Source organism: Rothia sp. HMSC071F11 (assembly GCF_001809115.1).
Lineage (GTDB): Bacteria > Actinomycetota > Actinomycetes > Actinomycetales > Micrococcaceae > Rothia > Rothia dentocariosa.
The window spans coordinates 383739-406032 of the sequence record NZ_KV795756.1 but is presented as its reverse complement, the minus strand read 5'-3'; the positions used below and the strand labels follow the sequence as shown (position 1 = coordinate 406032).

The 22294-nt window shown below is 51.4% G+C and carries 18 protein-coding genes; 5 read left to right on the top strand and 13 right to left on the bottom strand.

The features are described 5' to 3' along the window. Both HMPREF2554_RS11245 and HMPREF2554_RS06185 read right to left on the bottom strand, forming a co-directional pair. A partial coding sequence (locus HMPREF2554_RS11245) for a hypothetical protein (protein ID WP_246826022.1) occupies positions 1–772 on the bottom strand: 772 nt, incomplete at its 3' end. A gap of 64 nt (positions 773–836) precedes the next feature. Then, on the bottom strand, positions 837–1589 hold the full coding sequence (locus HMPREF2554_RS06185; protein ID WP_070554405.1) for a DUF6318 family protein: 753 nt from the start codon (positions 1587–1589) through the stop codon (positions 837–839). 504 nt (positions 1590–2093) lie between these two features. Here HMPREF2554_RS06185 and HMPREF2554_RS11675 point away from each other — a divergent pair. Further along, on the top strand, positions 2094–2264 hold the full coding sequence (locus tag HMPREF2554_RS11675) for a hypothetical protein (RefSeq protein ID WP_004004779.1): 171 nt from the start codon (positions 2094–2096) through the stop codon (positions 2262–2264). A 107-nt stretch (positions 2265–2371) separates the two neighbouring features. Here HMPREF2554_RS11675 and HMPREF2554_RS06175 read toward each other — a convergent pair whose 3' ends face one another. The 3 genes from HMPREF2554_RS06175 to HMPREF2554_RS06165 form a co-directional block, all read right to left on the bottom strand. After that, on the bottom strand, positions 2372–2695 hold the full coding sequence (locus tag HMPREF2554_RS06175; RefSeq protein WP_244864729.1) for an ArsR/SmtB family transcription factor: 324 nt from the start codon (positions 2693–2695) through the stop codon (positions 2372–2374). Between the two features lie 390 nt (positions 2696–3085). Then, the gene (locus HMPREF2554_RS06170; protein ID WP_013399158.1) at positions 3086–3976 is read right to left on the bottom strand and encodes a fumarylacetoacetate hydrolase family protein; all 891 of its coding nucleotides are present in this window, start codon (positions 3974–3976) and stop codon (positions 3086–3088) included. Positions 3977–4134: 158 nt separating this feature from the next. Next, positions 4135–4833: a lipoate--protein ligase family protein gene (locus tag HMPREF2554_RS06165; RefSeq protein ID WP_041321800.1), complete on the bottom strand. Its 699-nt coding sequence runs from the start codon at positions 4831–4833 to the stop codon at positions 4135–4137. 252 nt (positions 4834–5085) lie between these two features. Between HMPREF2554_RS06165 and HMPREF2554_RS06160 the strand changes: the two genes are divergently transcribed. After that, positions 5086–6585, top strand: a complete 1500-nt coding sequence (locus tag HMPREF2554_RS06160) for an anion permease (protein ID WP_013399160.1) — start codon at positions 5086–5088, stop codon at positions 6583–6585. Positions 6586–6921: 336 nt separating this feature from the next. Beyond that, positions 6922–8397: a glycoside hydrolase family 1 protein gene (locus HMPREF2554_RS06155; RefSeq protein ID WP_013399161.1), complete on the top strand. Its 1476-nt coding sequence runs from the start codon at positions 6922–6924 to the stop codon at positions 8395–8397. Between the two features lie 111 nt (positions 8398–8508). Here the strand turns inward: HMPREF2554_RS06155 and HMPREF2554_RS06150 are convergent, their stop codons facing one another. Together HMPREF2554_RS06150 and uvrA are read right to left on the bottom strand one after the other, a co-directional pair. Further along, positions 8509–9567 carry a GNAT family N-acetyltransferase gene (locus HMPREF2554_RS06150; protein WP_013399162.1) on the bottom strand — a complete coding sequence of 353 codons (1059 nt, stop codon included), beginning with the start codon at positions 9565–9567 and terminating at the stop codon, positions 8509–8511. Beyond that, positions 9564–12452, bottom strand: coding sequence for an excinuclease ABC subunit UvrA (uvrA, locus tag HMPREF2554_RS06145; protein ID WP_070554402.1), 2889 nt, complete (start codon positions 12450–12452; stop codon positions 9564–9566). The genes HMPREF2554_RS06150 and uvrA overlap by 4 nt, the downstream gene beginning before the upstream one ends. Before the next feature lie 174 nt (positions 12453–12626). Here uvrA and HMPREF2554_RS06140 point away from each other — a divergent pair, with 174 nt between their 5' ends. Further along, complete coding sequence (locus tag HMPREF2554_RS06140; protein WP_070554400.1) at positions 12627–13400, top strand: MBL fold metallo-hydrolase; 774 nt, start codon at positions 12627–12629, stop codon at positions 13398–13400. 611 nt (positions 13401–14011) lie between these two features. Here the strand turns inward: HMPREF2554_RS06140 and HMPREF2554_RS06135 are convergent. Together HMPREF2554_RS06135 and HMPREF2554_RS06130 are read right to left on the bottom strand one after the other, a co-directional pair. Continuing rightward, positions 14012–15724 (bottom strand): formate--tetrahydrofolate ligase, encoded by a 1713-nt coding sequence (locus HMPREF2554_RS06135; RefSeq protein WP_070554398.1) that lies wholly within the window; start codon positions 15722–15724, stop codon positions 14012–14014. Between the two features lie 227 nt (positions 15725–15951). Beyond that, positions 15952–16992 (bottom strand): zinc-dependent alcohol dehydrogenase family protein, encoded by a 1041-nt coding sequence (locus tag HMPREF2554_RS06130; RefSeq protein ID WP_070524044.1) that lies wholly within the window; start codon positions 16990–16992, stop codon positions 15952–15954. A gap of 180 nt (positions 16993–17172) precedes the next feature. Between HMPREF2554_RS06130 and HMPREF2554_RS06125 the strand changes: the two genes are divergently transcribed. Beyond that, positions 17173–17553, top strand: a complete 381-nt coding sequence (locus tag HMPREF2554_RS06125) for a MerR family transcriptional regulator (RefSeq protein ID WP_013399167.1) — start codon at positions 17173–17175, stop codon at positions 17551–17553. A gap of 181 nt (positions 17554–17734) precedes the next feature. On the opposite strand, the gene HMPREF2554_RS06120 is transcribed toward HMPREF2554_RS06125, so the two are convergent. From HMPREF2554_RS06120 to nrdI, 4 genes are all read right to left on the bottom strand, one after another. Then, a complete protein-coding gene (locus HMPREF2554_RS06120) occupies positions 17735–18223 on the bottom strand; it encodes a CTP synthase (protein ID WP_238382356.1) in 489 nt (162 codons plus the stop codon). Positions 18224–18452: 229 nt separating this feature from the next. Beyond that, a complete protein-coding gene (gene nrdF, locus HMPREF2554_RS06115; protein WP_013399168.1) occupies positions 18453–19430 on the bottom strand; it encodes a class 1b ribonucleoside-diphosphate reductase subunit beta in 978 nt (325 codons plus the stop codon). 126 nt (positions 19431–19556) lie between these two features. Further along, positions 19557–21737, bottom strand: coding sequence for a class 1b ribonucleoside-diphosphate reductase subunit alpha (gene nrdE, locus HMPREF2554_RS06110; RefSeq protein ID WP_013399169.1), 2181 nt, complete (start codon positions 21735–21737; stop codon positions 19557–19559). After that, positions 21710–22240 carry a class Ib ribonucleoside-diphosphate reductase assembly flavoprotein NrdI gene (gene nrdI / locus HMPREF2554_RS06105; RefSeq protein WP_013399170.1) on the bottom strand — a complete coding sequence of 177 codons (531 nt, stop codon included), beginning with the start codon at positions 22238–22240 and terminating at the stop codon, positions 21710–21712. Before nrdI ends, nrdE begins: the two co-directional genes overlap by 28 nt. Positions 22241–22294: the final 54 nt, after the last annotated feature.

The following is a 22294-nucleotide window of genomic DNA, read 5'->3' as shown; positions in this document are numbered from 1 at the left end:
CCACCTGCGGATACGCATAACTCGTCGACGTCTCCTTCACCCCCGAAGAGGAAGTGGTGGTGGTACTACTGCTGCTTCGGGGTGTACCGGGTTGATGGGTTCTCAGCTCCTGCCCGTCTCCATACTCATACCGATACGCCACCGGAACCGCCCGAATCCTAGTGCGTCCAATCGGTAAATCCCCTTCAAATAAGTTGGAACTGCCTTCTAGAGTGGTGTAGAAGTTCGTTTCCTCACCCTTACTCGTATGTGGTGGATGCGCACTATCCAAAGTCAGGTGTGGGTGTGCCGGGATCAGCTCCAGCAAATGGGTGCGCATCTCGGTGATAATCCGCTCGTACTCGCTTTGGGCTTGCTGTGCTGCTTCCGGGTCGTTCAGGGTGCAGGTATCACCGAACAGATGATTCGTAATCGTCTCCCCAACAGGTTTAGCCTGACCATCATCAGTAAATTCTTTATACTGGCCCACACGCCCATCACGACTAACACAGTACGAACCATCATTTGCAACATCAAATCTAAACGACTTATTAGCACCACTTTTATCTTGAGCGAACCCAAGATTCCCATGATGATGCTCCCGATACCATCTCGTCCACTCATCTTGACGACGTTCATTATTTTCCTGAGACGTGTGCAGATCGGCATTTGGATACTGTCCTATATTTTGCTCTGGCGATTGTCTCCCACCGCGCCACTGTTGGCTTTGAGATATCTCCTGTTCTGAACACCATAGTGAAGAATCCGAATTACCGCAGAGAGGATCACCCATAACTGGAACACCTTGAAAAAGTGAGGCACATACCAATGATGTAATCATTAGGCGTGGAAGAGCTCTATTCTTCATTCTTCTCACCCTTCATATCCAAGAACTCAACGCTATCGATAAGCCACCGATTCCCATCATGGTGAAGAGTCATCATATACCAGTTATTCTCGTAATCTTTATTAACAACTTCCTTATAGTGCTCTCCATCAGCCTCAATATAGATGAGATGTGGCCAAGCCATGAAGAACTTCCACTTATATTTACCACCGCCGTGGTTAATAGGCTCACCATGGAACTCGTAGCCATGCACATCTCCACCTACAATCCACCCGCCCTTTTTATAAAGACGAGTATCAAAATCATAGGTCTTCTGTTCATCTGTGAAGTTCTTACTGATATATTTATAGGCCTCTTTGAAATCCCCGGTCTGAAGCCCATAGTTACGCCATTCCGTCCAGGCTTTTACCGACTTAGTCATCCCCTCCAAGGAAGCATTCGTATACCCCTCCTCCGTCTTCGGCTTCGGAACATTCTGCGCAGGACCATACACATCAGCGGCACGGAATTCTCCATCTGGTGCTTTCGAGTTCCCCGAATAATGCTGCGGCACACTCGACGACGGCGAAGGGCTCTCGCTTGAGGAAACAGAAGCAGAACTGGAAGCACCAGCACCTTTCGCGCTAGAAGAACTCGAACTCTCAGTAGCCGCTCCAGCAGGCTTCGATCCCTCCCCACACGCAGATAGCAACACAGCAAGCCCAGAAATGCTTAAAGTGCTCATAAGGGCACGACGAGACAAAACAGGGATACGAGTATTCATCGGTGAACACATCCTCAAAAAGTGGCTGGGGGAATAAGATAAGACCAACTCTAAAAACCACACGTTCCATGCGCCATTCCTCCGATGGAACAGCTTATTCGCACGTACTAAATGGACTCAGAAGAAGTCATATCTATTACTCTACGATGATTCAAAATATTTAGCGATTCACCCGCGATATATAACCATTTATCAATAAACAACTCTGTGGATTTTATTCAAAACATTAAAGATATTAGACTTTCGAGTTTACATTTAAAAACTCAACTTCCACGCAGAACCACCCTTAAGAATTGCACCCAAAAGACTATATTTAGATAACGCGCACAATGACACACGCCCTATACACTTTGAATACAACAGAGGCCCTTATACAGAACCCGCCCGGCGCACCCTCATAGAGTACGCCGGGCGGGTTTATAGTCTAAAAATTGCTTATGCTGCGTGCTGGCATGTGGGGCATGCGCAGTCATCACATGCGCAGTTGGCGCAAGAATCATTGCAGTGTGCGCATTCGCAAACCGCATGGTTACAGGTCGGGCAGGTGCAGTTATCGCAGGTGCAGTTGACGCACAGGTCAGAGCAGTTGCCGCAGGAGCATACGTTGCACTCATCGTAGTGCCCTTCGTGCTCGCGGTGCGCGTGCCCGTCATGCAGGTAGTCTACGTGATCTAAGTGAATAACTGCCTGGTGACCACATGAAGGTCCGTGGGTATGTGCGTGGCTTTCGGAATGACGGTGGGGTGCAACGGTGGTCATGATCTCTCCTCAGATAAACCGAGCTAATCGCCGGTGTGTTTCGTGTGTTCGTGCACATCCTTCACAATGTGACTGATGTGGTGGTCTAACAATTTGTAGATAGTGGTTCTGCCGTGCTGCTCCCCTTCAACAACATGCGCCTCTCGAAGGATGCGCAAATGATGCGAGGCGAGCGGCTGCGAAATACCCAAGCAGGTATGCAGTTCGCTCACACTATGTGGACGCTCCACCAAATGGTGTGCAATCGCAAGTCTTAACGGATTGGCGAGTGCTGAGAAAATTGCTACGGATGCACCGAATTCTTGTTCCCAGTCTCGTGGTTCCGTCTGACCTGAACCCTTATCCATAAACATAATTTTATATAAACGCCTTTTTATAGGTCAATACGCTACAAACTTCTCACCAAATTGTGACATTAACGTACTGACTAGGCGTTTTCCTCCTTTACATGAAATATGGACTGCCCAAAACCTCACAGTCCTCTTAGACTATGCGAGCCCCATCGTTTCCGTTTATTCTCACTCTAGCAGGCTCCCTTCTCCGTCAAACCTTAGGTTACGTTTCCTAACACCCCCTTATCGCGCACAAAGGTTCAGGTCAACAAAAGTACCTGCATCCTCTCCTTTACATGGGTGAGGATGCAGGTACTTTAAATACAAAGCGGGGAACGAACGCGCAGACCATACGGTACTGCACTTTTTTGCAGCGTTTACCCAACCATCTGAATAAACCTTGTCTTATCCGCTATAAGGCCGCGAGCACCTGTTACTGATAGCGCCAATTCCTTCAATGCGGGTTACTAGAGTCTGCCCAGGCTTAAGCCAGTTCCGTGGGTGCAGTGAAAGCCCTACTCCGGCGGGAGTTCCGGTAGCGATGAGGTCGCCGGGTTCTAGGGTCATGAACTGCGAGATATATGAGATAAGCTGTGCAGAAGTAAAAATCATGTCAGAGGTATTACCGTGCTGACGTATCTCGCCGTCAACTTCGCAGGTAAGATCAAGTCCGCAGGTAGGGTCAAGCTCGTCCGTCGCCACAATATAGGGACCAAACGGTGTCATGCTATCCCAGTTTTTACCCTGGAACCATTCGCTGGTACGTCCCTGCCAGTCGCGCACCGAAACATCGTTGAAAATGGTGTACCCCAGCAGTCCAGCGAGCGCTTCTTCTTCGTCTACCCGGCGCATCTTTTGCCCAATAACAAGGCAAAGTTCGACCTCCCAGTCTATTTTTGTGCTTCCGGTTTCGTTTGCAGAAGGCATCTGAATTTCTTCGTTGGGGCCGATGAGTGCGTTTGGATATTTCGTGAAGATGGTGGGATACTTCGGGATTTCGAGTCCCATTTCTTCGGCGTGATCGCGGTAGTTGAGCCCGGCACAAAGGACTTTTCCAGGGCGATCCAGCGGTCGTACGAAGCGTAGGGTATTCCAGAGTTCTTCGCCGTGTCCTAGTGTTGTAGCACCGTTTTCACGGAGGATACTCGCCGCGTTGGCAGGGTCGCCGAAGTTGGTGCGGTAACGGCTGTAGAACTGGAGTAGGGGTGAGAGTTTTGCGGGGAGTTCATAGATGGTTTTTTCGTGCATGCAGACGGCGCGGCGGCCTTTGTCGTCTTGAATTTGTCCCCAGCGCATATGCTCTCCTTGAGGTGTGAGGGCGGTCGTATTACCAGTCTACGGTGAACTTATCTTTATTGTCTTGCTAGGGGTGCCGTGCAGCTGCATGGATTATGTGGGAACCGCCGATAGTTTTAGCGGACATAAGGCGGGAACGCTGCCTTGGCGCATAATGGCTATTTGAAGCCGTTCTGTGCATAAATCTCTAAAATCGCGTCTTCGAGGTCTTCCATGAGCAAAGCGGGGTTTGCGTCTTCGGCGGCACCTACAGTTGCAGGGTTCAGGGGCATGCCTAGAGCATCGTATACCCGCGAAATAACCTCGCGTAGAGATACCGAATTGTATACAACGATTCCCGTGCTGAACCACCAGCCGCCCTGAATAACGCGCTGTGCGGTCCCCACGAGTTTGATGCGCTCCCCAGCATGTTCGCCGCCTAGTCGGGCGTATACGGAGTATTCTCCGGGGCAGTATTCTTGGGGGATTTCGCCGACCGCCGCATCCACCCCGACGAGTTGCAGGGCTTGGGCGTACATTTCTCCGAAAAGTTTGTAACGCAGGTTGTTTCCGGTTTTTGCGTCTTCGGCGGGCTGAAAATGATCGATGACGAGGCAGCCGGTGTGGTAGGCGGCCGCGTGACCGCCTACTTTACGCACGAGTATGTCGTATCCGAGATCACGGCACGCCTGGGCGGCGGCGGTAAATCCTGGATTGAGCTCATCGCGACGGCCGAAGGCGACGGTAGGGTTCGGCTGATAGATGCGCAGGGTTGCGGGGCGTTTTCCCGCTGCGACCTCGCGCAGCATTGCCACGGTATCGTCGTGGTGCATTAGGAGTTCACCGGATTTTGGGCCTTGTTCACGAAGGATTTCCACGGATTTTATTCTACCGGGTTGGCGCATCATTCCCGACTGTTCAGCGAAAGTAAGGGAAACCAAGGAAGCCCTGTGTTTTTGCGGGCAAACCCTTTTCTGAAAGGTGATTCTAGACGTAAACTTAAAACGTCTGAAGGGTATTCCCACATAAACCATCAGATACCAACACATTCACAGCATAAGAACGCTGACGAAACCGTATGCACACTGCACGTGTGCGCCTATCAAGTTTCGTTTCAAAGGAGTACGGACATGAGCCAATCGTCCTCGACATCCGAACCCGATGCCACCGCTCGCAATGAGCAATCGCAACCTCCCGAAAAACCCAAGCAGGCTAATACTGCTCTCATCGTCAAAGTTGCGGTGATTCTCGCGGTTACTGTAGCCATCTGGTTTATTCCCGTACCCCCGGGGGTGGAACCACGTGGAATGCATATGCTCGCTATCTTTGCCGGTACTATCCTAGGTCTTATCTTCCAGCCGCTGCCGACCCCATCAGTGGCGCTTATTGGTCTCGGCGCTGCAATGATCACCGGTACCATGAACGCTAAAGAAGAAGCGCTTAAAGGCTTCGGCAACGACTCAATCTGGATTATTGTTGCCGCGTTCTTTATCGCCGATGGGTTCCTCATTACCGGGTTAGGAAAACGCATCGCCCTATTGTTTGTGCGCATGCTCGGTAAGTCTTCCCTCGGGCTTTCTTACGGCATGGCGATCACAGACCTCGTGCTTGCACCGGCGACTCCTTCAAATACGGCTCGCGCGGGTGGCGTGATTTACCCAATTATTCGCTCTCTTGCTGAGGTGAATGGCTCTACCAACGAGACCCCCGAGAAACGCCGCAAGCTGGGCTCTTATCTGCTCATGACTGAGGCGCAGGTCAATACCATCACTGCCGCAATGTTCGTGACAGCAATGGCTGGTAACCCGCTGGCTCAAAAATTTGCTCAAGAAAAAGGACTGCATCTGGACTGGGGCACCTGGGCGCTTGCCGCGTTAGCTCCCGGCCTGATTGCCCTTGCTGTTATGCCTTGGTTTATCTCGAAGGTATACCCGCCGACTATCAAGCACACCCCTGATGCTCCCGACCATGCACGCAAAGAGCTTGCCGAGATGGGCCCCTTAAGCGTGTCGGAATGGATTATGCTCGGTACCTTCGTACTGCTGTTAGCCCTATGGATTGGCGGCACATCCTGGGGTATTAGCGCGACCAGTGCAGCCTTCTTCGGCATCGCAATTCTTCTTGTGACTAAAGTGCTCACCTGGAAAGATATGGCGAATAACTCCAGCGCTTGGTCCACCCTCATTTTTTTCGCGGTGCTTGTGGGCATGGCGGATCAGCTCAAGAAGCTCAAGGTTGTTGATTGGGTAGGTGACCGCGCTGCACACAGCGTTGCGGGTATGTCCTGGCCGCTCGCCTTTGGCATTCTGATTCTGGTGTACTTCTACATTCACTACATGTTTGCTTCTAACACCGCGCAGATTGTCGCCCTCTATGCTGTGTTCCTGGGGGCAGCAATTTCGGCGGGTACTCCCCCAATGTTCGCCGCACTTTTCCTCGGCTTTACCGGCAACCTTATCGGCGGTATCACTCACTATGCCTCTGGACCGGCAGGGGTGTACTACGGATCGGGGTATTTCAGTGTGGGCGAATGGTTCAAGCTGGGCTTCCTGTCTTCGCTCGTAAATATTATTATTTGGGGTGCTGTGGGCACCGCGTGGCTATTCGCTCTCGGATACGCTACTCCCTAGTGAGCGCTCGCTAAGCTCTTCCGATTCTATTCAGCCCAATAATCTCCGGGCGCTGAATCTTTTTCTAAGATACAGTGCCCGGAGCTTTTTATTTCTGCCGACATTCTGCATGCTGCCCACACCCATAAGCACTCGATACAGCGTGGCGCAGCAAAGCGATGCACCAAGGTTCTAGCGCTGAAACTTAAGCCATCTTCCGTAATCTTACTGCGCATCCCTGCAAGAATATGCGCTAAAACTGTTAGGGTTGTTGTAAAACAACGGCGATGTGTTCTATCCGCCATATACGTATTCCCCATCTAAGCATTAACTGTCCGCCATCTACGGGAGAGTCCCATGCATCAAGACCAGCATTTCACGCATGACACCCAATCGCTGCCCATCATCAAACCCCACCTGCACGGCGCGTTTCCCCCAAATTTTCTATGGGGCGGCGCTTCCGCAGCCAACCAATGTGAAGGTGCCTGGGATGAAGACGGTAAGGGTCCTAGTATTCAGGATGTGCTTCCTCACGGAGGGCTGAACCCACGAAGTGCCGCGCCCACGCCCGATAACCTCAAACTTGAGGGCACCGATTTCTACCACCGCTACCCCGAAGACATCGCTCTCCTTGCGGAAATGGGGTTCAAAGTATTCCGGTTCTCCATCGCTTGGTCACGTGTCTTCCCAAACGGTGATGAAACAGAACCGAATGAGGAAGGTCTCGCCTTCTACGACCGTGTGCTTGATGAACTTGAAAAATACGGCATCGAACCGCTTATCGCTATCAGCCACTACGAAACACCGCTCTACCTTGCAGAACAATACAACGGCTGGGTAAGCCGCGATCTTATCGACTTCTACGAACGATACTGCCGGGTACTCTTTGAACGCTACGGCCACCGGGTAAAATACTGGCTCACTTTCAATGAAATCAATTCGGTACTGCATCTACCGTTTATGTCTGGCGGTATTAACACCCCCAAAGAACAGCTGAGTGAGCAAGACCTCTACCAAGCAATTCATCATGAGCTTGTCGCCTCAGCGCGCGCTACCCGTGCTGCCCGCGAGCTCGCACCTCAAGCCCAGATTGGCTGCATGATTTTAGCAATGCCAACCTATCCGCTCACACCATCACCCCAGGATGCGCTCGCCGCCCTACACGCCGAACACGCTAACTTTGCCTTTGGCGACGTGCACGTTCGTGGAACCTATCCCGGATATTTCCTACGCATACTCCACGAAAAAGGTATCGAGCTCAACATTACCGAACGAGATCGGGAAGACCTCAAAAATACAGTCGATTTTGTCTCGTTCAGCTACTACATGTCCACCTGTGCCAGCAGCGACCCAAGCCGCAGCGAAAGCAACGAAGGGAATATTCTCGGTGGAGTATCTAACCCAACATTGACCGCTTCCGAATGGGGATGGCAGATCGATCCTGTTGGGCTGCGTATTGTACTCAACCAGTACTGGGACCGCTGGCAGAAACCGCTCTTCATCGTCGAGAACGGCTTAGGCGCACGCGACGAACTTGTTGAGGTCGATGGTGAAATGACCGTGATCGACGATTACCGTATCGATTATCTGCGGGCACACCTGGAACAGGTGCGCGAAGCTATTGCCGATGGCGTGCAGCTACTCGGTTACACTACGTGGGGCTGTATCGACATGGTTTCGGCGTCTACAGCGCAGATGTCGAAACGCTACGGTTTCGTCTATGTAGATCGTCATGACGACGGCTCGGGGTCACTCTCCCGTTACCGTAAGAAGTCTTTTGATTGGTACCGTCGAGTGATCACATCTAACGGTGCGGAGCTTGAGAACTCCTAGTAAATCTTGTGAGAAATGCGAGGTTGGTCTTCGGGTAAGTTTTCGAAAGACCAATCCTGTGTTGTGCGCGCTCACTGAAATTCTCTGACTCTCACCAAAAATTTACGAACCTTACGATACTTCATCGAGCGGCATATCGTGCATGCTCGTTGAGACAAACTCCCACCATGTAGGGATGAATCCGGCTGCCAAAGCCACACGCTGTGAGAGCACATGTGAAGGACTGGTTCCATAAAATGGAACACGCCCATCGGCAAGAACCATTCGGGAAAGTTCATATACAAGACGCGCAGCAAGCCCGCGTTGTCGCACCTGTGGCAGCACATCAATACCAATTTGACGCATCAGTGGCGAATCGTCACTTGCACCCGCCATTGCTAAAGGATCTGCCAAAGCAGTGGCGGCGTCAGGGTCAAATGCTGCAAGGACCGTAATATCGGGGCGACGTTTGCTAAACCCTAAAGCGTTCGAATACCGTGGATCGCCACGAAAACGCTCGTACTGCTCGGGGTGAAGGAGCTCTATTCGCACCGAGAATTCCGAAACCGCCGTATCATCTTCATCTGCCTCTAAAGCATCTGCCGAAGCGTTCGGTACTTTCGTCACCGTGCGAAGACCGCAAATATGTTGCCGTAAGGATTCTCGAAGAACGCCGCTGTCTACCCGGCGCATCATACCGATTCCGGGTACCGCACATTTAACCTCTTGCGCCGGAGCATCCGGCGGAACCACAGATTCAAGCAGGTTGCGTGAAGGCGTGTAATATACGCTTGTTCCGCTCACCTGCTGGCTGTAAGGGGTCAAGAGTTCATTCAGCTGGCGTAACGGTGCATAATCGCCCAGCCAATTTGAGAGATCCCCACGCATATACTCAGTGGCCGTTTTCAAAACCCGGGGATACTTTGCGCAAAGCAACCCCACGCCCAGATAGTTACCTACCCGAAGTTCCCAGGTATCAGCGTTGCGGCGGCGGGATGCGCTCATCTCTTCCGTTGGAAGCTGCAGTGCGCTCAGGACCTCAGCACCCAGATTCTGTGCTTGAGAGATAGCTCCCGCAGGTAAACAGAAATCTGCCTCTAACTGAGCAGCAAGAATATGGCGTACTCTGTCGAGAGTTGTTACAGCACCGCGTATTTGCGCTCGCGGATGATTACCTGAAATATGACTCACACCAAAAGTTCCTTGATGAAACGTCCGGTATGAGACTCCTCAACCTGTGCGACGTCTTCAGGCGTTCCTTCGGCGATTACGGTGCCTCCGCCGTCGCCACCTTCCGGACCCATATCAATAATCCAGTCGGCACATTTAATGACATCAAGGTTGTGTTCAATCGTGATAACGGTATTGCCCTTATCAACGAGAGACTGAAGCACAGTTAAGAGCTTACGGATATCCTCAAAATGCAGACCCGTTGTAGGCTCATCAAGCACATAGATCGAACGACCGTTAGAACGCTTCTGCAGCTCTGCGGCAAGTTTCACGCGCTGCGCCTCACCACCTGAAAGCGTGGTTGCGGGCTGCCCTAGACGAATGTAGCCAAGCCCCACATCAACCAGCGTGTTTAAGTGCCGAGCGATCGGGGTGAAGGCCGCAAAAAATTCTGCAGCTTCTTCAACCGGCATTTCAAGCACATCAGAAATAGTCTTACCTTTGTAATGCACTTCGAGGGTTTCGCGATTATAGCGTTTTCCCTGGCAGGTTTCGCAAGGCACGTAAACATCCGGCAAAAAGTTCATCTCAATCTTGAGGGTGCCGTCACCCGAGCATGCTTCGCATCGACCGCCTTTAACGTTGAACGAGAACCGCCCGGGCGTATATCCGCGCACTTTAGCCTCATTCGTCTCGGCAAAGAGCTTACGAATATGGTCGAATACACCGGTGTACGTCGCGGGATTTGACCGCGGGGTACGCCCAATAGGCGATTGGTCAACGTGAATAACCTTATCCAGATGTTCCAGACCGTCTACCTTCTTGTGCCGTCCTGGAACCTGTTTTGCACCGTTGAGTTTATTCGCCAGTGAGGTATAGAGAATATCGTTCACGAGGGTTGATTTACCCGATCCCGATACGCCTGTGATCGCGGTAAAAACACCTAGGGGGAAGGTAACATCAACATTTTTGAGGTTGTTCTCGCGAGCTCCATAGACCTTTAACACACGTTTACGGTCATGTGGGCGGCGTTTCTTTGGAACTTCAATAGAGCGCCGACCCGCCATATAATCACCGGTTATCGACTTTTTATTGGACAAAAGTTCCTTGTAAGTGCCCGAATGGACGATTTCACCGCCGTGTTCGCCCGCACCTGGACCAACATCGACAATCCAGTCGGCTTCCCGCATCGTGTCTTCGTCATGTTCCACTACGATGAGGGTATTTCCCATATCACGTAGCTTTGTCAAGGTATCGATTAGACGTCGGTTGTCGCGCTGGTGCAAACCTATAGAGGGCTCATCCAACACATAAAGCACACCAACGAGCCCGGAACCAATCTGGGTTGCCAGTCGTATGCGCTGGGCCTCCCCGCCCGAAAGCGTGCCAGCAGAGCGTGATAACGTCAGGTAATCGAGTCCTACGTCCAAGAGGAATTGCAGGCGTGCATCTAGTTCCTTGAGAACCTGGTCGGCGATCTTAGCCTCGCGAGGGGTCAGCTTTAGGGCGCGCATAAAATCTAAGGCGGCACGAAGCGGCATAGCGGTTACATCCGCAATGGATTTACCCTCAATTTTGACGCTGAGAATAGTAGGGTTAAGCCGCGCACCGTGACATACCGGGCATGCAACTTGACGCATATATTGTTCGTAGCGATCACGCGCAAAATCAGATTCAGTTTCTTGATGTTTACGCATGATATTGGCTTTAACACCCTCAAACCCGGAGGTATAGCGGCGTTCGCGTCCAAAACGGTTGCGGTACGAGACCTCAACTTTAAAATCTTTGCCCTCCAGAATTGCTTTGCGAACCTTGGCAGGAAGATCTTTCCACGGAGTGTTAAGGTCAAATCCGAGTTCTTCGCCGAGACCTGCAAGAAGACGCAGCCAATACTCGGTGGTAGATTTTCCCTGCGACCACGGAGCAATAGCGCCTTCACCCAGAGTCATATCTGGGTTGGGTACTAAAAGATCCTCATCAACTTCAAGCCTGGAACCAATACCATCGCAAGCCTGGCATGCGCCAAAGGGCGAGTTGAAGGAGAAGGCACGTGGCTCAATAGTGTCCACCTGCAGGGGGTGATTGTTGGGGCAGGCAAGGTTTTCACTAAATGTTCGAGTACGTTCGGGTGAATCTGCCTGTACATCTACGAATTCGATGAGCAAGCGGCCGTCGGCTAGTCTGAGTGCGGTCTCCACGGAATCGGTCAGTCGCTGGTGGATGCTCTCCTTGATTACGATGCGATCTACCACAACGTCAATGGTGTGTTTGTATTGTTTCGCTAGTTTAGGAGGATCCGAAAGTTGAACTGTTTTTCCGTCCACCCGGGCACGCGAATAGCCCTGTGTCACCAGGTCTTTGAACAGATCAACAAACTCACCTTTGCGAGCTGATACCACGGGGGCAAGAACCTGCAAACGCGTACGCTCGGGGTATTCCAGCAGTGCATCGACAATCTGCTGCGGGGTTTGCTTGGTAATTTCTTCACCGCACACTGGGCAGTGCGCACGTCCTACACGGGCCCACAGCAGGCGCATATAATCGTAAATCTCGGTGATGGTGCCTACCGTCGACCGCGGGTTTTTTGAAGTAGATTTCTGGTCGATAGAGACCGCTGGCGATAGCCCCTCAATAAAATCAACATCAGGCTTATCTACCTGCCCAAGGAACATACGCGCGTAGGAAGATAGTGATTCAACGTACCTGCGCTGTCCCTCTGCGAAGATGGTGTCAAAAGCAAGTGAAGATTTACCCGATCCCGATAGACCCGTAAAAACTACCATTGCGTCACGTGGAATCGTAAGATCAACGTTCTTGAGGTTGTTTTCGCGAGCACCCTGCACACGAATGCTGCTCAAGTCTTTTGACTGCAAAGGGGTGGTTGCTGATCCAGCGCGGGGAGGCATCGAAAATCCTTTCGTCTATCTTCGAATCTACATTCTACGCTCTTTCGGCGGGGATAGCATGCTTTATGATGCAGGTTTGACTCGTGGCGAACTTTTTCCTGGCGACTTGTTCCCGTTGCCCCCTTATCCCTGCCACTAGAAACGGGATATACACCGCATCAGTACACTGGATATATGGCTACTTATCCCGAATCAACTCTTATCTTCGAAAATCCGGAATTTACGGTACGTGCCCTAAGCGTCTCAGACATGGATAACAGCGTCTACCTGATCACGATTCGCCATACTGGTGAGCAAATGCTGATCGATCCCGCTTATGATGCGGAAGCACTGTATACCTTCACGCTTGAGGCAATCATGCAGGACTGCCCAAACCTAGCCCTTACAGAAGAAAACGACCGCAGAGTGCGCATTCTCGAATCTGAAGAAGATTTCGAGCCCATCCCCCGCCGTGCTCTTGGCGTGACGGGCATTATGGTCACCCATGGGCACTGGGACCACATTCGTGCTCTGCGCGAGCTTGAATCTCTCACCGGTGCCATTACTTATGCAGGATCCGCAGACACCGAGGCCATTCATGCGCAAGAAAATTTCACGATTGAAAACGAGTTAAACGGCGGCGAAGTTTTTGATTTTTACGATACAGAGCTGCAGGTGCGCGCTATTTCCGTTCCCGGGCATACTCCCGGATCCATCGTATATTCTGTGCAGACCACATGGGAAGATGGCTCCCCCGCTACCCTGCTTTTCACCGGCGATGCGCTCTTCCCCGGCGGCGTAGGCAAGACCGATTCTCCCGCGCAGTTTGGCGAACTTTTCTCAAACGTTCTTGAAAAACTCTTTGGAAACTTTGATGATGAAGCGATTGTGCTTCCGGGCCACGGGCGTTCCACAACATTAGGCACCGAGCGTCCACACCTTGAAGAATGGGGTTCACGGGGCTGGTAGCCCAGTACATCCTGTAGGCTTTCTAGCAGCACAAGTCTGGTTAAACAAAACGACCGCGCTACCATAGCGCGGTCGTTTTATGACACCCGGGGGTATCTATCACTCACTCAAACACAAGCAACTCGAGGACAATTCATGAAACCTTCGATCACTTGATAACTCAAGTTTAGCCTACTTTTGGGTCGGTTTTCTACATGGTTTTTGCTCCCCAAACACCTTAGATAAGCTGAGCGCATATTTGTAACCATTCTGTTATTTTTACCCCGCATGAAAGCAGGGCATTTAAATACCAATCGAGATTTTATTGATTTTTATATGGCATAAATCACTAAAACTTTTTTCTGGAAGTTCCGCGTCATACAGCCATTTTTCAAGGTACACCCCTAAATAACAGTATTGTTAAACCCGCGTAATCATGCGGATTCTATACATCAATTGGTCTGTTTGAATGGTTTTTCGCAACACACACGAAATCGGTAAAAACTACCCCTCGGTACAGCCCACGAAGACACAGAAAAGGTGCCGTGCGCATCCCAACATAACGAGGATGCCCACGGCACCTTATCAAGCTTGCCTTCGCCTTTTATGGGCGAAATATGGCACAGAAACCACTACGAAAGACCGATCATCGTACCGTTTTCATCAAAACCAATACGCTCTGCAGCAGGGCTCTTGCTCAGACCGGGCATGGTGCGCATCGTGCCGCAAATAGCGTAAACATAACCGGCACCTGCGGCAAGACGAACCTCGCGCACAGGCAAAGTCCAACCGGTAGGTGCACCCTTGAGGGAAGCATCAGAAGAGATCGACAGGTGGGTCTTTGCAATCACCACCGGCAGTTGCGAGTATCCCAAATCAGCAAAACGCTTAAGCTGCTTGGCAGCAGCGGGAGCAATCGAGATACCGTCTGCCCCGTAAACCTTAGTGGCAACCTTCTCAAGCTTAGTTTCGAGAGAATCCTCAAGATCGTAGGTGTACTCCAAGTTCGAAACGTCGTCGCAGGCCTCAGCAACCACATTTGCCAGGTCAACCGTGCCTTTGCCGCCCTCAGCGACACCATGATGGATAGCCACGCGAGCGCCAGCCTCTTCGGCAATACGGCGAATAGCTTCATGCTCAGAATCGAAATCGGTGGGGAACGCGTTAATAGCTACCACCGGCTGCACACCGAAGTCACGCACAATCTCAATGTGCTTCTTCAGGTTAGTAGCCCCTGCTTCAACGTCGGCAGGGTTCTCTTCAAGCATGCCTTCAGGCAGCGGCTTGCCCGGCACGATCTTGTACAACCCCGAGTGCGACTTGAGAGAACGTACGGTGACAACCAGCACAGCAGCATCAGGCTTCAGCCCTGAGATGCGGCATTTGACGTTGAAGAAACGCTCAGCACCCATATCTGCCCCGAAGCCTGCCTCAGTAATCACGTAGTCGGAGTATTCCAAGCCAACGTAGTCAGCGACAACTGATGAGTTACCGGTAGCGATGTTTCCGAAGGGGCCCGCGTGAATAAGTGCCGGGGTATGTTCGAGAGTCTGAAGCAGGTTGGGGTTAATGGCATCCGCCAGAATAACAGCCATTGCGCCGTCAGCCTTCAAATCGGCGGCGGTGACTGCCTCACCATCGTAGTTCAGACCGATAACAATCTTTGCCAAACGTTTGCGCAGGTCCTCAAAGGAGGTTGCCAGCGAAAGAATCACCATGATTTCAGAGGCACTGGTAATATCAAACCCGGTCTGTCGGGGCACGCCATCAATACGCTCACCCAGACCGACTACGATGTTGCGCAGGGAGCGGTCGTTCATGTCGATAACACGGCGCCACTCGATAGCACGGGGGTCGAGGCGCAGGTCATTACCCTGGTGCAGGTGGTTATCGATCATGGCGGCCAGTAGGTTGTGGGCTGCGGTAACGGCGTGGAAATCACCGGTCAGATGCAGATTTAGCTTCTCCATGGGAACGATCTGCGAGTAACCGCCGCCAGCGGCACCGCCCTTAATACCGAAGGTTGGTCCCATGGCAGGCTGGCGAAGCGCCAGCGCAGCTTTACGTCCGGTCTGGGCGAATCCCTGTGCTAGCGAGACAGAGGTTGCGGTCTTACCTTCGCCGAGCGGCGTGGGAGTTACAGCGGTAACGACAATGTACTTGGAACCGCGCTTTTGGGCGGTTTCTGCGTTGGTGCTTTCGTCGAGCAGGACCTTGGCAACATATTTACCGTAGGGCTCCAAACGATCTTCGCTGATGCCGTTCTCGGCGGCTATTTCGGTGATAGGCTTAAGCTCAGCAGCGAGAGCAATTTCGAGGTCGGAAGGGAAAGGCTTGTTCGTCATCATTGTCCTTAACAAGTAGAAACCAACAGTTCCATATCCCATTCTATGCTCTAGCTCACGGATTGTCGCCTAAATTTATATGTGAGATATACGGCGAGGAAAATATGCCATCTTGCGGAAGGTCTCTTGACACAATGTTCCCAGGTCAAAGACAAAGCAACTCCCACGCTCATGATTCAGTAGTTCATGCTCGCAGGAGTTTCTTCGCTCGAAAGTAAATATAGTTACTACATAGTCAGCAGCACCTTGGTCGCGGTACGCTGATCCATTGCCTCATAGCCCTTGGGGGCTTCGTCGATGGGCAATACTAGGTCGAAGACCTTACCGGGTTCAATCTCACCCTTGTAAATCAGGTCAATCAGGGTCGGCAGGTATTTACGGACCGGCGCGGGACCTCCTTCAAGGTGAACCTGTTTGCCGAAGAGCACGTCGGTACCGATCGAGCTGTCGTGGGGCACGCCTACGAAACCGATGTAGCCGCCGTGGCGTACGCATCCGAGGGCTTGGTCAAAGGCCTGCTGAGTACCCACAGCCTCCACAACACCGTGCGCTCCCACCCCGTCAGTAAGCTCTAGAACCTTGGCGATGCCTTCTTCACCGCGTTCTTCCACTACATGGGTTGCGCCGAACTGCTTAGCTAACGCCTGACGCTCGGGGTTGCGAGACATTATGATGATCTTTTCAGCGCCCAGCTGCTTAGCCCCAATAACTGCGCCCAGACCAACGGCACCATCGCCTACCACAGCAATGGTCTTACCTGGGCCGGCCTTGGCGGCGTCGGCTGCGTACCAGCCAGTCCCCAGCACATCGGATGCTGCCATCAGATGAGGAATCTGTTCTGCGGTAGGGTATGCGGGAGTCTTAACCAAAGTGCCGTCTGCGAAAGGAATACGGGCGTATTCCGCCTGGGTACCGTTCGAGCGCATACCAATGAAACCATCGCCTGCAGCAATGGCCTTAAGGCACCGTGACGGGTAACCATCCTGGCAGGTTGCACACTCGCCGCATGAGATGCAGAAAGAACCAACGACAAAGTCACCAGGCTTGACGGTCTTAACATCGTCGCCAACTTCGATAACCTCACCGATATATTCATGACCCATCTGCTGATGGTCTACAGGCTGCGCGCCACGGTAGGGCCACAGATCAGAACCGCAGATGCAGGATGCGGCAAGTTTAATAACGGCATCCGTGGGTTCCAGGAGGGTGGGCATGGGGCGGTCTTCTACGACGACCTTACCGGGTTCTTCCATAATGACTGAACGCATTAGCTGTACTCACTTTCATGTAGATGCTTTAAGTTTTAACCAGTCGTTGTATTAGAGTACGCCCTTCGAGTTACTCGAAAGCAAGCGCTATGGAAGATAAAAGGTATGTTATTCCACGTGTATTTTTGAGAATAAAACTTAGTATCTTATACCTTTGGAGTGCCGTGAGATACTGGAATTATGAGTTACAGCGTCAAAGAAATCTCAGAAAAGCTTGACATAAGCCCGCATACGGTACGGTATTACAGCGACAAAGGCCTTATTCCCACTGTGCAACGAGATGAACATGGACGGCGTGTTTTCACCGAAGAATGCGTGGGGTGGTTTGAAACGATTCACTGCTTACGTGCATGCGGTATGAGCATTAACGATGTCAAAGCCTATGTAGACCTCTGCCGTCGTGGCGTGTCTACAGCATCGGAGCGTTTACACATTATCGAACATTACGCACACGTTGCCCGTCAGCAGCTACTTGATGCCCAGCGAAGGATTGATTTTGTGGACCGAAAAATTGCGTACTACCAAGATTTAATGGCGCAAGAGAATAAGAAGCATGCATAACCTAGCGCTCAATTTATTAGTGAATATCGAATATAAATCGGGGTACCCCACACCATATAGGTGAGGTACCCCGATCATTATCCCTCTCAGAGAGTATGTGTGAAAGACCCGTCTACCCAAGCTATCTTTTGATACTCTCTAGCATTGGATCTCGCCACCTTACACAGGCTGGATCTTCTTCTTATTCATGAAGGGTTACCTGCGATGCAGGAAGCTGCTGCACCTTCAAGGACGATGCAGGAGCATTGGTGTAAACCCTTACCTTAACGGTGCGCCCTTCCATGGTGCACTTATCGGGCGCTCCAAGCACGGAGCCCTCAACAGTGGCCACGTGGAGAGTACCGTTACTTTCAGCAGCTTCGGCACGTACATCAAAACAAGTTGCGGTACCGGTCGGTACGCTAAAGGTAATCTCGTGATCACCCGTCACCTCATAATCCGACCAGTTAACAACATGTTCATGTTCCAAGGGGACGGAGTTCGAATCATGTACTGCCGGAGCTGAGATACCTGCATCCGAGCTAGTTGCCGGAGGAATGACCGGAACGAACGCCTGCACATATGCAGAAGCTGCGGGGGCGGACAGCATCGAAGCGCCCAACGCGAGAGAGACGGCGCCGACCCCGACCAGGGTGGCACGCCGAACGGCTGACAGCGTAGTCTTAAACATGAGCATCGCTCCTTTGCTCGACAATTGCTTGCACCTCCACCCTATAAGTTTTTAAATCTCAAGTGAAGAGTTACATAAAGATGACACACCCAAGATTTAAAAAATTTTTACGAGTCTCCTAGACTCCCCTGAATTTGACGCACAAAACCCGTATATTCCCTACGTTTTCAAGGAAATATACGGGTTTCTTAAAGTTATATCTTCCTGATCTCAGAATCAGTTTTTGAGACTAAAAATCCCAGTCCTCATCCTCAGTGTTCACGGCTTTACCGATCACATAAGATGAGCCAGATCCCGAGAAGAAGTCGTGGTTCTCGTCGGCGTTGGGCGAAAGAGCCGATAAAATAGCAGGCGAAACATTGGTCACGCTCGCCGGGAACATCGCTTCATACCCCAGGTTCATGAGAGCCTTATTCGCGTTGTAGTGCAGGAACTTCTTGACGTCTTCGCTCCAGCCCACACCGTCATAGAGTGAATGCGTGTAGGATACCTCATTCTCATACAATTCGTACAGCAGGTTGAAGGTGTACTCCTTAAGTTCTGCCTGCCGTTCCGGGCTCTCTTTTGCTAAACCACGTTGGAATTTATAGCCAATGTAGTAGCCGTGAACAGCCTCGTCACGAATAATCAGACGAATCAGATCGGCGGTATTCGTCAGTTTAGCGTGCGCCGACCAGTACATGGGCAGGTAAAACCCTGAGTAGAACAGGAAGGACTCCAGCAGCGTAGAGGCAACCTTCTTCTTGAGCGGATCATCCCCCGTGTAGTATGCGAGAATAATCTTCGCCTTCTTCTGCAGGTGCTCATTTTCGGAGGCCCAACGGAAGGCATCATCAATCTCTTTAGTCGAACTCAGAGTCGAGAAAATCGAAGAATACGACTTAGCGTGCACCGACTCCATGAAGGCAATATTGGTGTATACAGCTTCTTCGTGCGCAGTGACTGCATCCGGCAAAAGAGACACAGCACCAACGGTGCCCTGAATAGTATCCAGCAGAGTCAGCCCCGTAAAAACACGCATGGTCAACTCTTTTTCTTCCGCCGTCAAGGTCTTCCATGAGGGAACATCATTGCTCAGCGGAACCTTTTCAGGCAACCAAAAGTTACCGGTCAAACGGTCCCATACCTCAAGGTCTTTATCATCTTCAAGGCGGTTCCAGTTAATAGCCTCAATCGGGTGGTCGACGAGGTGCACTTTTTCACTCATGTGTATCTCCCAGATTGGATGTCACGCCCACACAGGCATGTAATGTTTTCTAAGTTACTAATCGAGTCTGTTTCGGGGTGCAAGAAGAACCTCTTGCACCCCGAAACCCGTAAGATGCTGATTCATTTACAGCATGCAGGATACGCAGCCCTCAACTTCGGTGCCTTCAAGAGCCATCTGACGCAGACGAATGTAGTAAATAGTCTTGATACCCTTACGCCATGCGTAAATCTGGGCACGGTTAATATCGCGAGTGGTCGCAGTATCCCGGAAGAAGAGAGTCAAAGACAGACCTTGATCCACGTGCTGAGTTGCCACGGCATAGGTATCTATGATTTTCTCGTACCCAATTTCGTAGGAGTCTTGGAAGTATTCCAGGTTATCGTTCGTCATGAACGGTGCCGGGTAGTAGACTCGCCCCAGCTTGCCTTCCTTACGAATCTCAATCTTAGAAGCAATCGGGTGGATCGAAGAAGTCGAACCGTTGATGTACGAGATAGATCCGGTGGGCGGAACGGCCTGCAAGTTCTGGTTGTACATGCCGTATTGGGCTACATCGGCGGCAAGCTGAATCCAGTCTTCGCGGGTCGGAATATGATGCTTAGCAAACAGCTCACGTACCCGTTCGGTCTGCGGTTCCCATTCCTTCTCAATGTACTTGGCGAAGAACTCACCGTTAGCGTACTTTGAACTCTCAAACCCTTCAAAGGTCACGCCGCGCTCCTTGGCGATCTCCATGGAAGCGCGAATAGCATGGTACGTCACCGTGTAGAAGTAAATATTGGTGAAGTCCAGACCTTCTTCGGAACCGTAGTAAACGTGCTCACGCGCCAGGTACCCGTGCAGGTTCATCTGCCCCAGACCGACCGCGTGGCTCATATCGTTACCGCGTTCGATAGACGGCACGGAACGAATATCGGATTGGTCGGAAACTGCGGTAAGCGAACGAATAGCGGTTTCAACGGTTTTCCCTAGGTCGTCACCGTCCATGGTCATTGCGATGTTGAGAGACCCAAGGTTGCACGAAATATCTTTCCCAATTTCGGCGTAGCTCAAATCGTCGTGGTAAATCGACGGCTTTGAAACCTGCAGAATCTCCGAGCAAAGGTTAGACATGATGATCTTGCCTTCAATCGGGTTAGACCGGTTAACCGTATCCTCAAACATCACGTAGGGATACCCGGACTCGAACTGCACCTCAGCAATGGTCTGGAAGAACTCGCGCGCGTTGATCTTGGTCTTGCGAATCCGCGAGTCATCCACCATTTCGTAGTACTTCTCAGAAACGTTGATATCTGAGAAAGCTACTCCGTAGATACGTTCTACATCGTAGGGCGAGAACAGATACATATCTTCGTTACGCTTTGCCAGCTCGAAGGTAATATCAGGAATCACAACGCCCAAAGACAGGGTCTTAATGCGCACCTTCTCGTCTGCGTTTTCACGCTTAGTATCTAAGAAAGCATAAATATCGGGGTGATGCGCGTGCAGGTAAACCGCGCCTGCACCCTGACGAGCCCCCAACTGATTTGCATATGAGAATGCATCCTCAAGGAGCTTCATCACAGGGATAACACCGGATGATTGGTTCTCAATCTTCTTGATGGGAGCCCCAGACTCACGTAGGTTCGTGAGGGCGAACGCGACACCGCCTCCACGTTTTGAAAGCTGCAGGGCAGAGTTGATGGAACGGCCAATCGACTCCATATTGTCCTCAATACGCAGCAGGAAGCAGGAAACGAGCTCACCGCGCTGCCTCTTACCAGCGTTCAGGAAGGTCGGGGTTGCGGGCTGAAAACGACCGGAAATGATCTCATCTACGATCTCTTCTGCAAGTTTTCCATTGCCTTCAGCAAGAAGCAGAGCCACCATGCATACACGATCCTCGAAACGCTCCAGGTAACGCTGACCGTCGAAGGTCTTGAGCGCGTAGGAAGTGTAGAACTTGAAGGCGCCTAGGAAGGTGGGAAAACGGAACTTGGCCGCATAGGCACGTTTGAAAAGAGACTTCACAAAGTCAAAACTGTACCGGTCGAAGAGTTCCGGCTCGTAGTACTGATTCTCAATCAGGTACTCGATTTTTTCTTCGAGATCGTGGAAGAAAACCGTGTTGTTATTAACATGCTGAAGAAAATACTGACGTGCGGCTTGACGGTCGGCGTCAAATTGGATCATGCCGTTTTCATCGTAGAGATTCAGCAAAGCGTTCAGCTCGTGGTAACTCATACCTTTGAATTTGTCAGGTACCGCTTTGGAGCTGTGTCCGGCACCGAGAGTCTCTAGCGCTGAAGGCAGTTTTGCGTCCAAAATTCTTCCAATCCTTTGTTTACTTTTTCGACATCTGAGGGGGTTCCCATAAGCTCGAACTTGAAGAGCAAGGGAACATCGCATTTCTTCGCCACAATATCTGCTGCGATTCCGAAGAGAGATCCGAAGTTTGTATTTCCCGATCCGATAACACCGCGAAGCTGGCGACGGTTCTCTTCGTCATTCAGGAATTTGACGACCTGCGGGGGAACATTGCCTGCCCCTTCTGGTTTCCCGTATGTGGGTACGCACAGCACATAGGGTTCGTGCATAACGGGAGTCTCATCCTTAGTTCGCAGAGGAAGGCGCACGTTTCGTGCCTGTAGTTTCTCAACGAACTTGTGTGTGTTGCCTGAAATTGAGGAGAAGTAGACAACGAGCGGCAAATCCTTACCCAACGAGCTTTGAGTCGCTCGGCCCTCAGCAGCATCACGTGCCTGAAGAATAATCTTCTGAATCTCAGCGTTCTCATGCGTAGGATTTTGTGCGAGGGGGGTGCTCATATTTCTCCTTACTCCACGATCAAATACCCACGGAAATTCTGTGGGTTGAGTCGT

Bases quoted from the DNA above. Each gene is read 5' to 3' on its own strand.
- HMPREF2554_RS06120 (WP_238382356.1), bottom strand. From the start codon at position 18,223: ATGTTTAAGACTACGCTGTCAGCCGTTCGGCGTGCCACCCTGGTCGGG.
- uvrA (WP_070554402.1), bottom strand. From the start codon at position 12,452: ATGCCTCCCCGCGCTGGATCAGCAACCACCCCTTTGCAGTCAAAAGAC.
- HMPREF2554_RS06125 (WP_013399167.1), top strand. From the start codon at position 17,173: ATGAGTTACAGCGTCAAAGAAATCTCAGAAAAGCTTGACATAAGCCCG.
- HMPREF2554_RS06135 (WP_070554398.1), bottom strand. From the start codon at position 15,724: ATGACGAACAAGCCTTTCCCTTCCGACCTCGAAATTGCTCTCGCTGCT.
- nrdI (WP_013399170.1), bottom strand. From the start codon at position 22,240: ATGAGCACCCCCCTCGCACAAAATCCTACGCATGAGAACGCTGAGATT.
- HMPREF2554_RS06175 (WP_244864729.1), bottom strand. From the start codon at position 2,695: ATGGATAAGGGTTCAGGTCAGACGGAACCACGAGACTGGGAACAAGAA.
- HMPREF2554_RS06170 (WP_013399158.1), bottom strand. From the start codon at position 3,976: ATGCGCTGGGGACAAATTCAAGACGACAAAGGCCGCCGCGCCGTCTGC.
- HMPREF2554_RS06130 (WP_070524044.1), bottom strand. From the start codon at position 16,992: ATGCGTTCAGTCATTATGGAAGAACCCGGTAAGGTCGTCGTAGAAGAC.
- HMPREF2554_RS06160 (WP_013399160.1), top strand. From the start codon at position 5,086: ATGAGCCAATCGTCCTCGACATCCGAACCCGATGCCACCGCTCGCAAT.
- HMPREF2554_RS06185 (WP_070554405.1), bottom strand. From the start codon at position 1,589: ATGAATACTCGTATCCCTGTTTTGTCTCGTCGTGCCCTTATGAGCACT.
- HMPREF2554_RS06140 (WP_070554400.1), top strand. From the start codon at position 12,627: ATGGCTACTTATCCCGAATCAACTCTTATCTTCGAAAATCCGGAATTT.
- nrdF (WP_013399168.1), bottom strand. From the start codon at position 19,430: ATGAGTGAAAAAGTGCACCTCGTCGACCACCCGATTGAGGCTATTAAC.
- HMPREF2554_RS06155 (WP_013399161.1), top strand. From the start codon at position 6,922: ATGCATCAAGACCAGCATTTCACGCATGACACCCAATCGCTGCCCATC.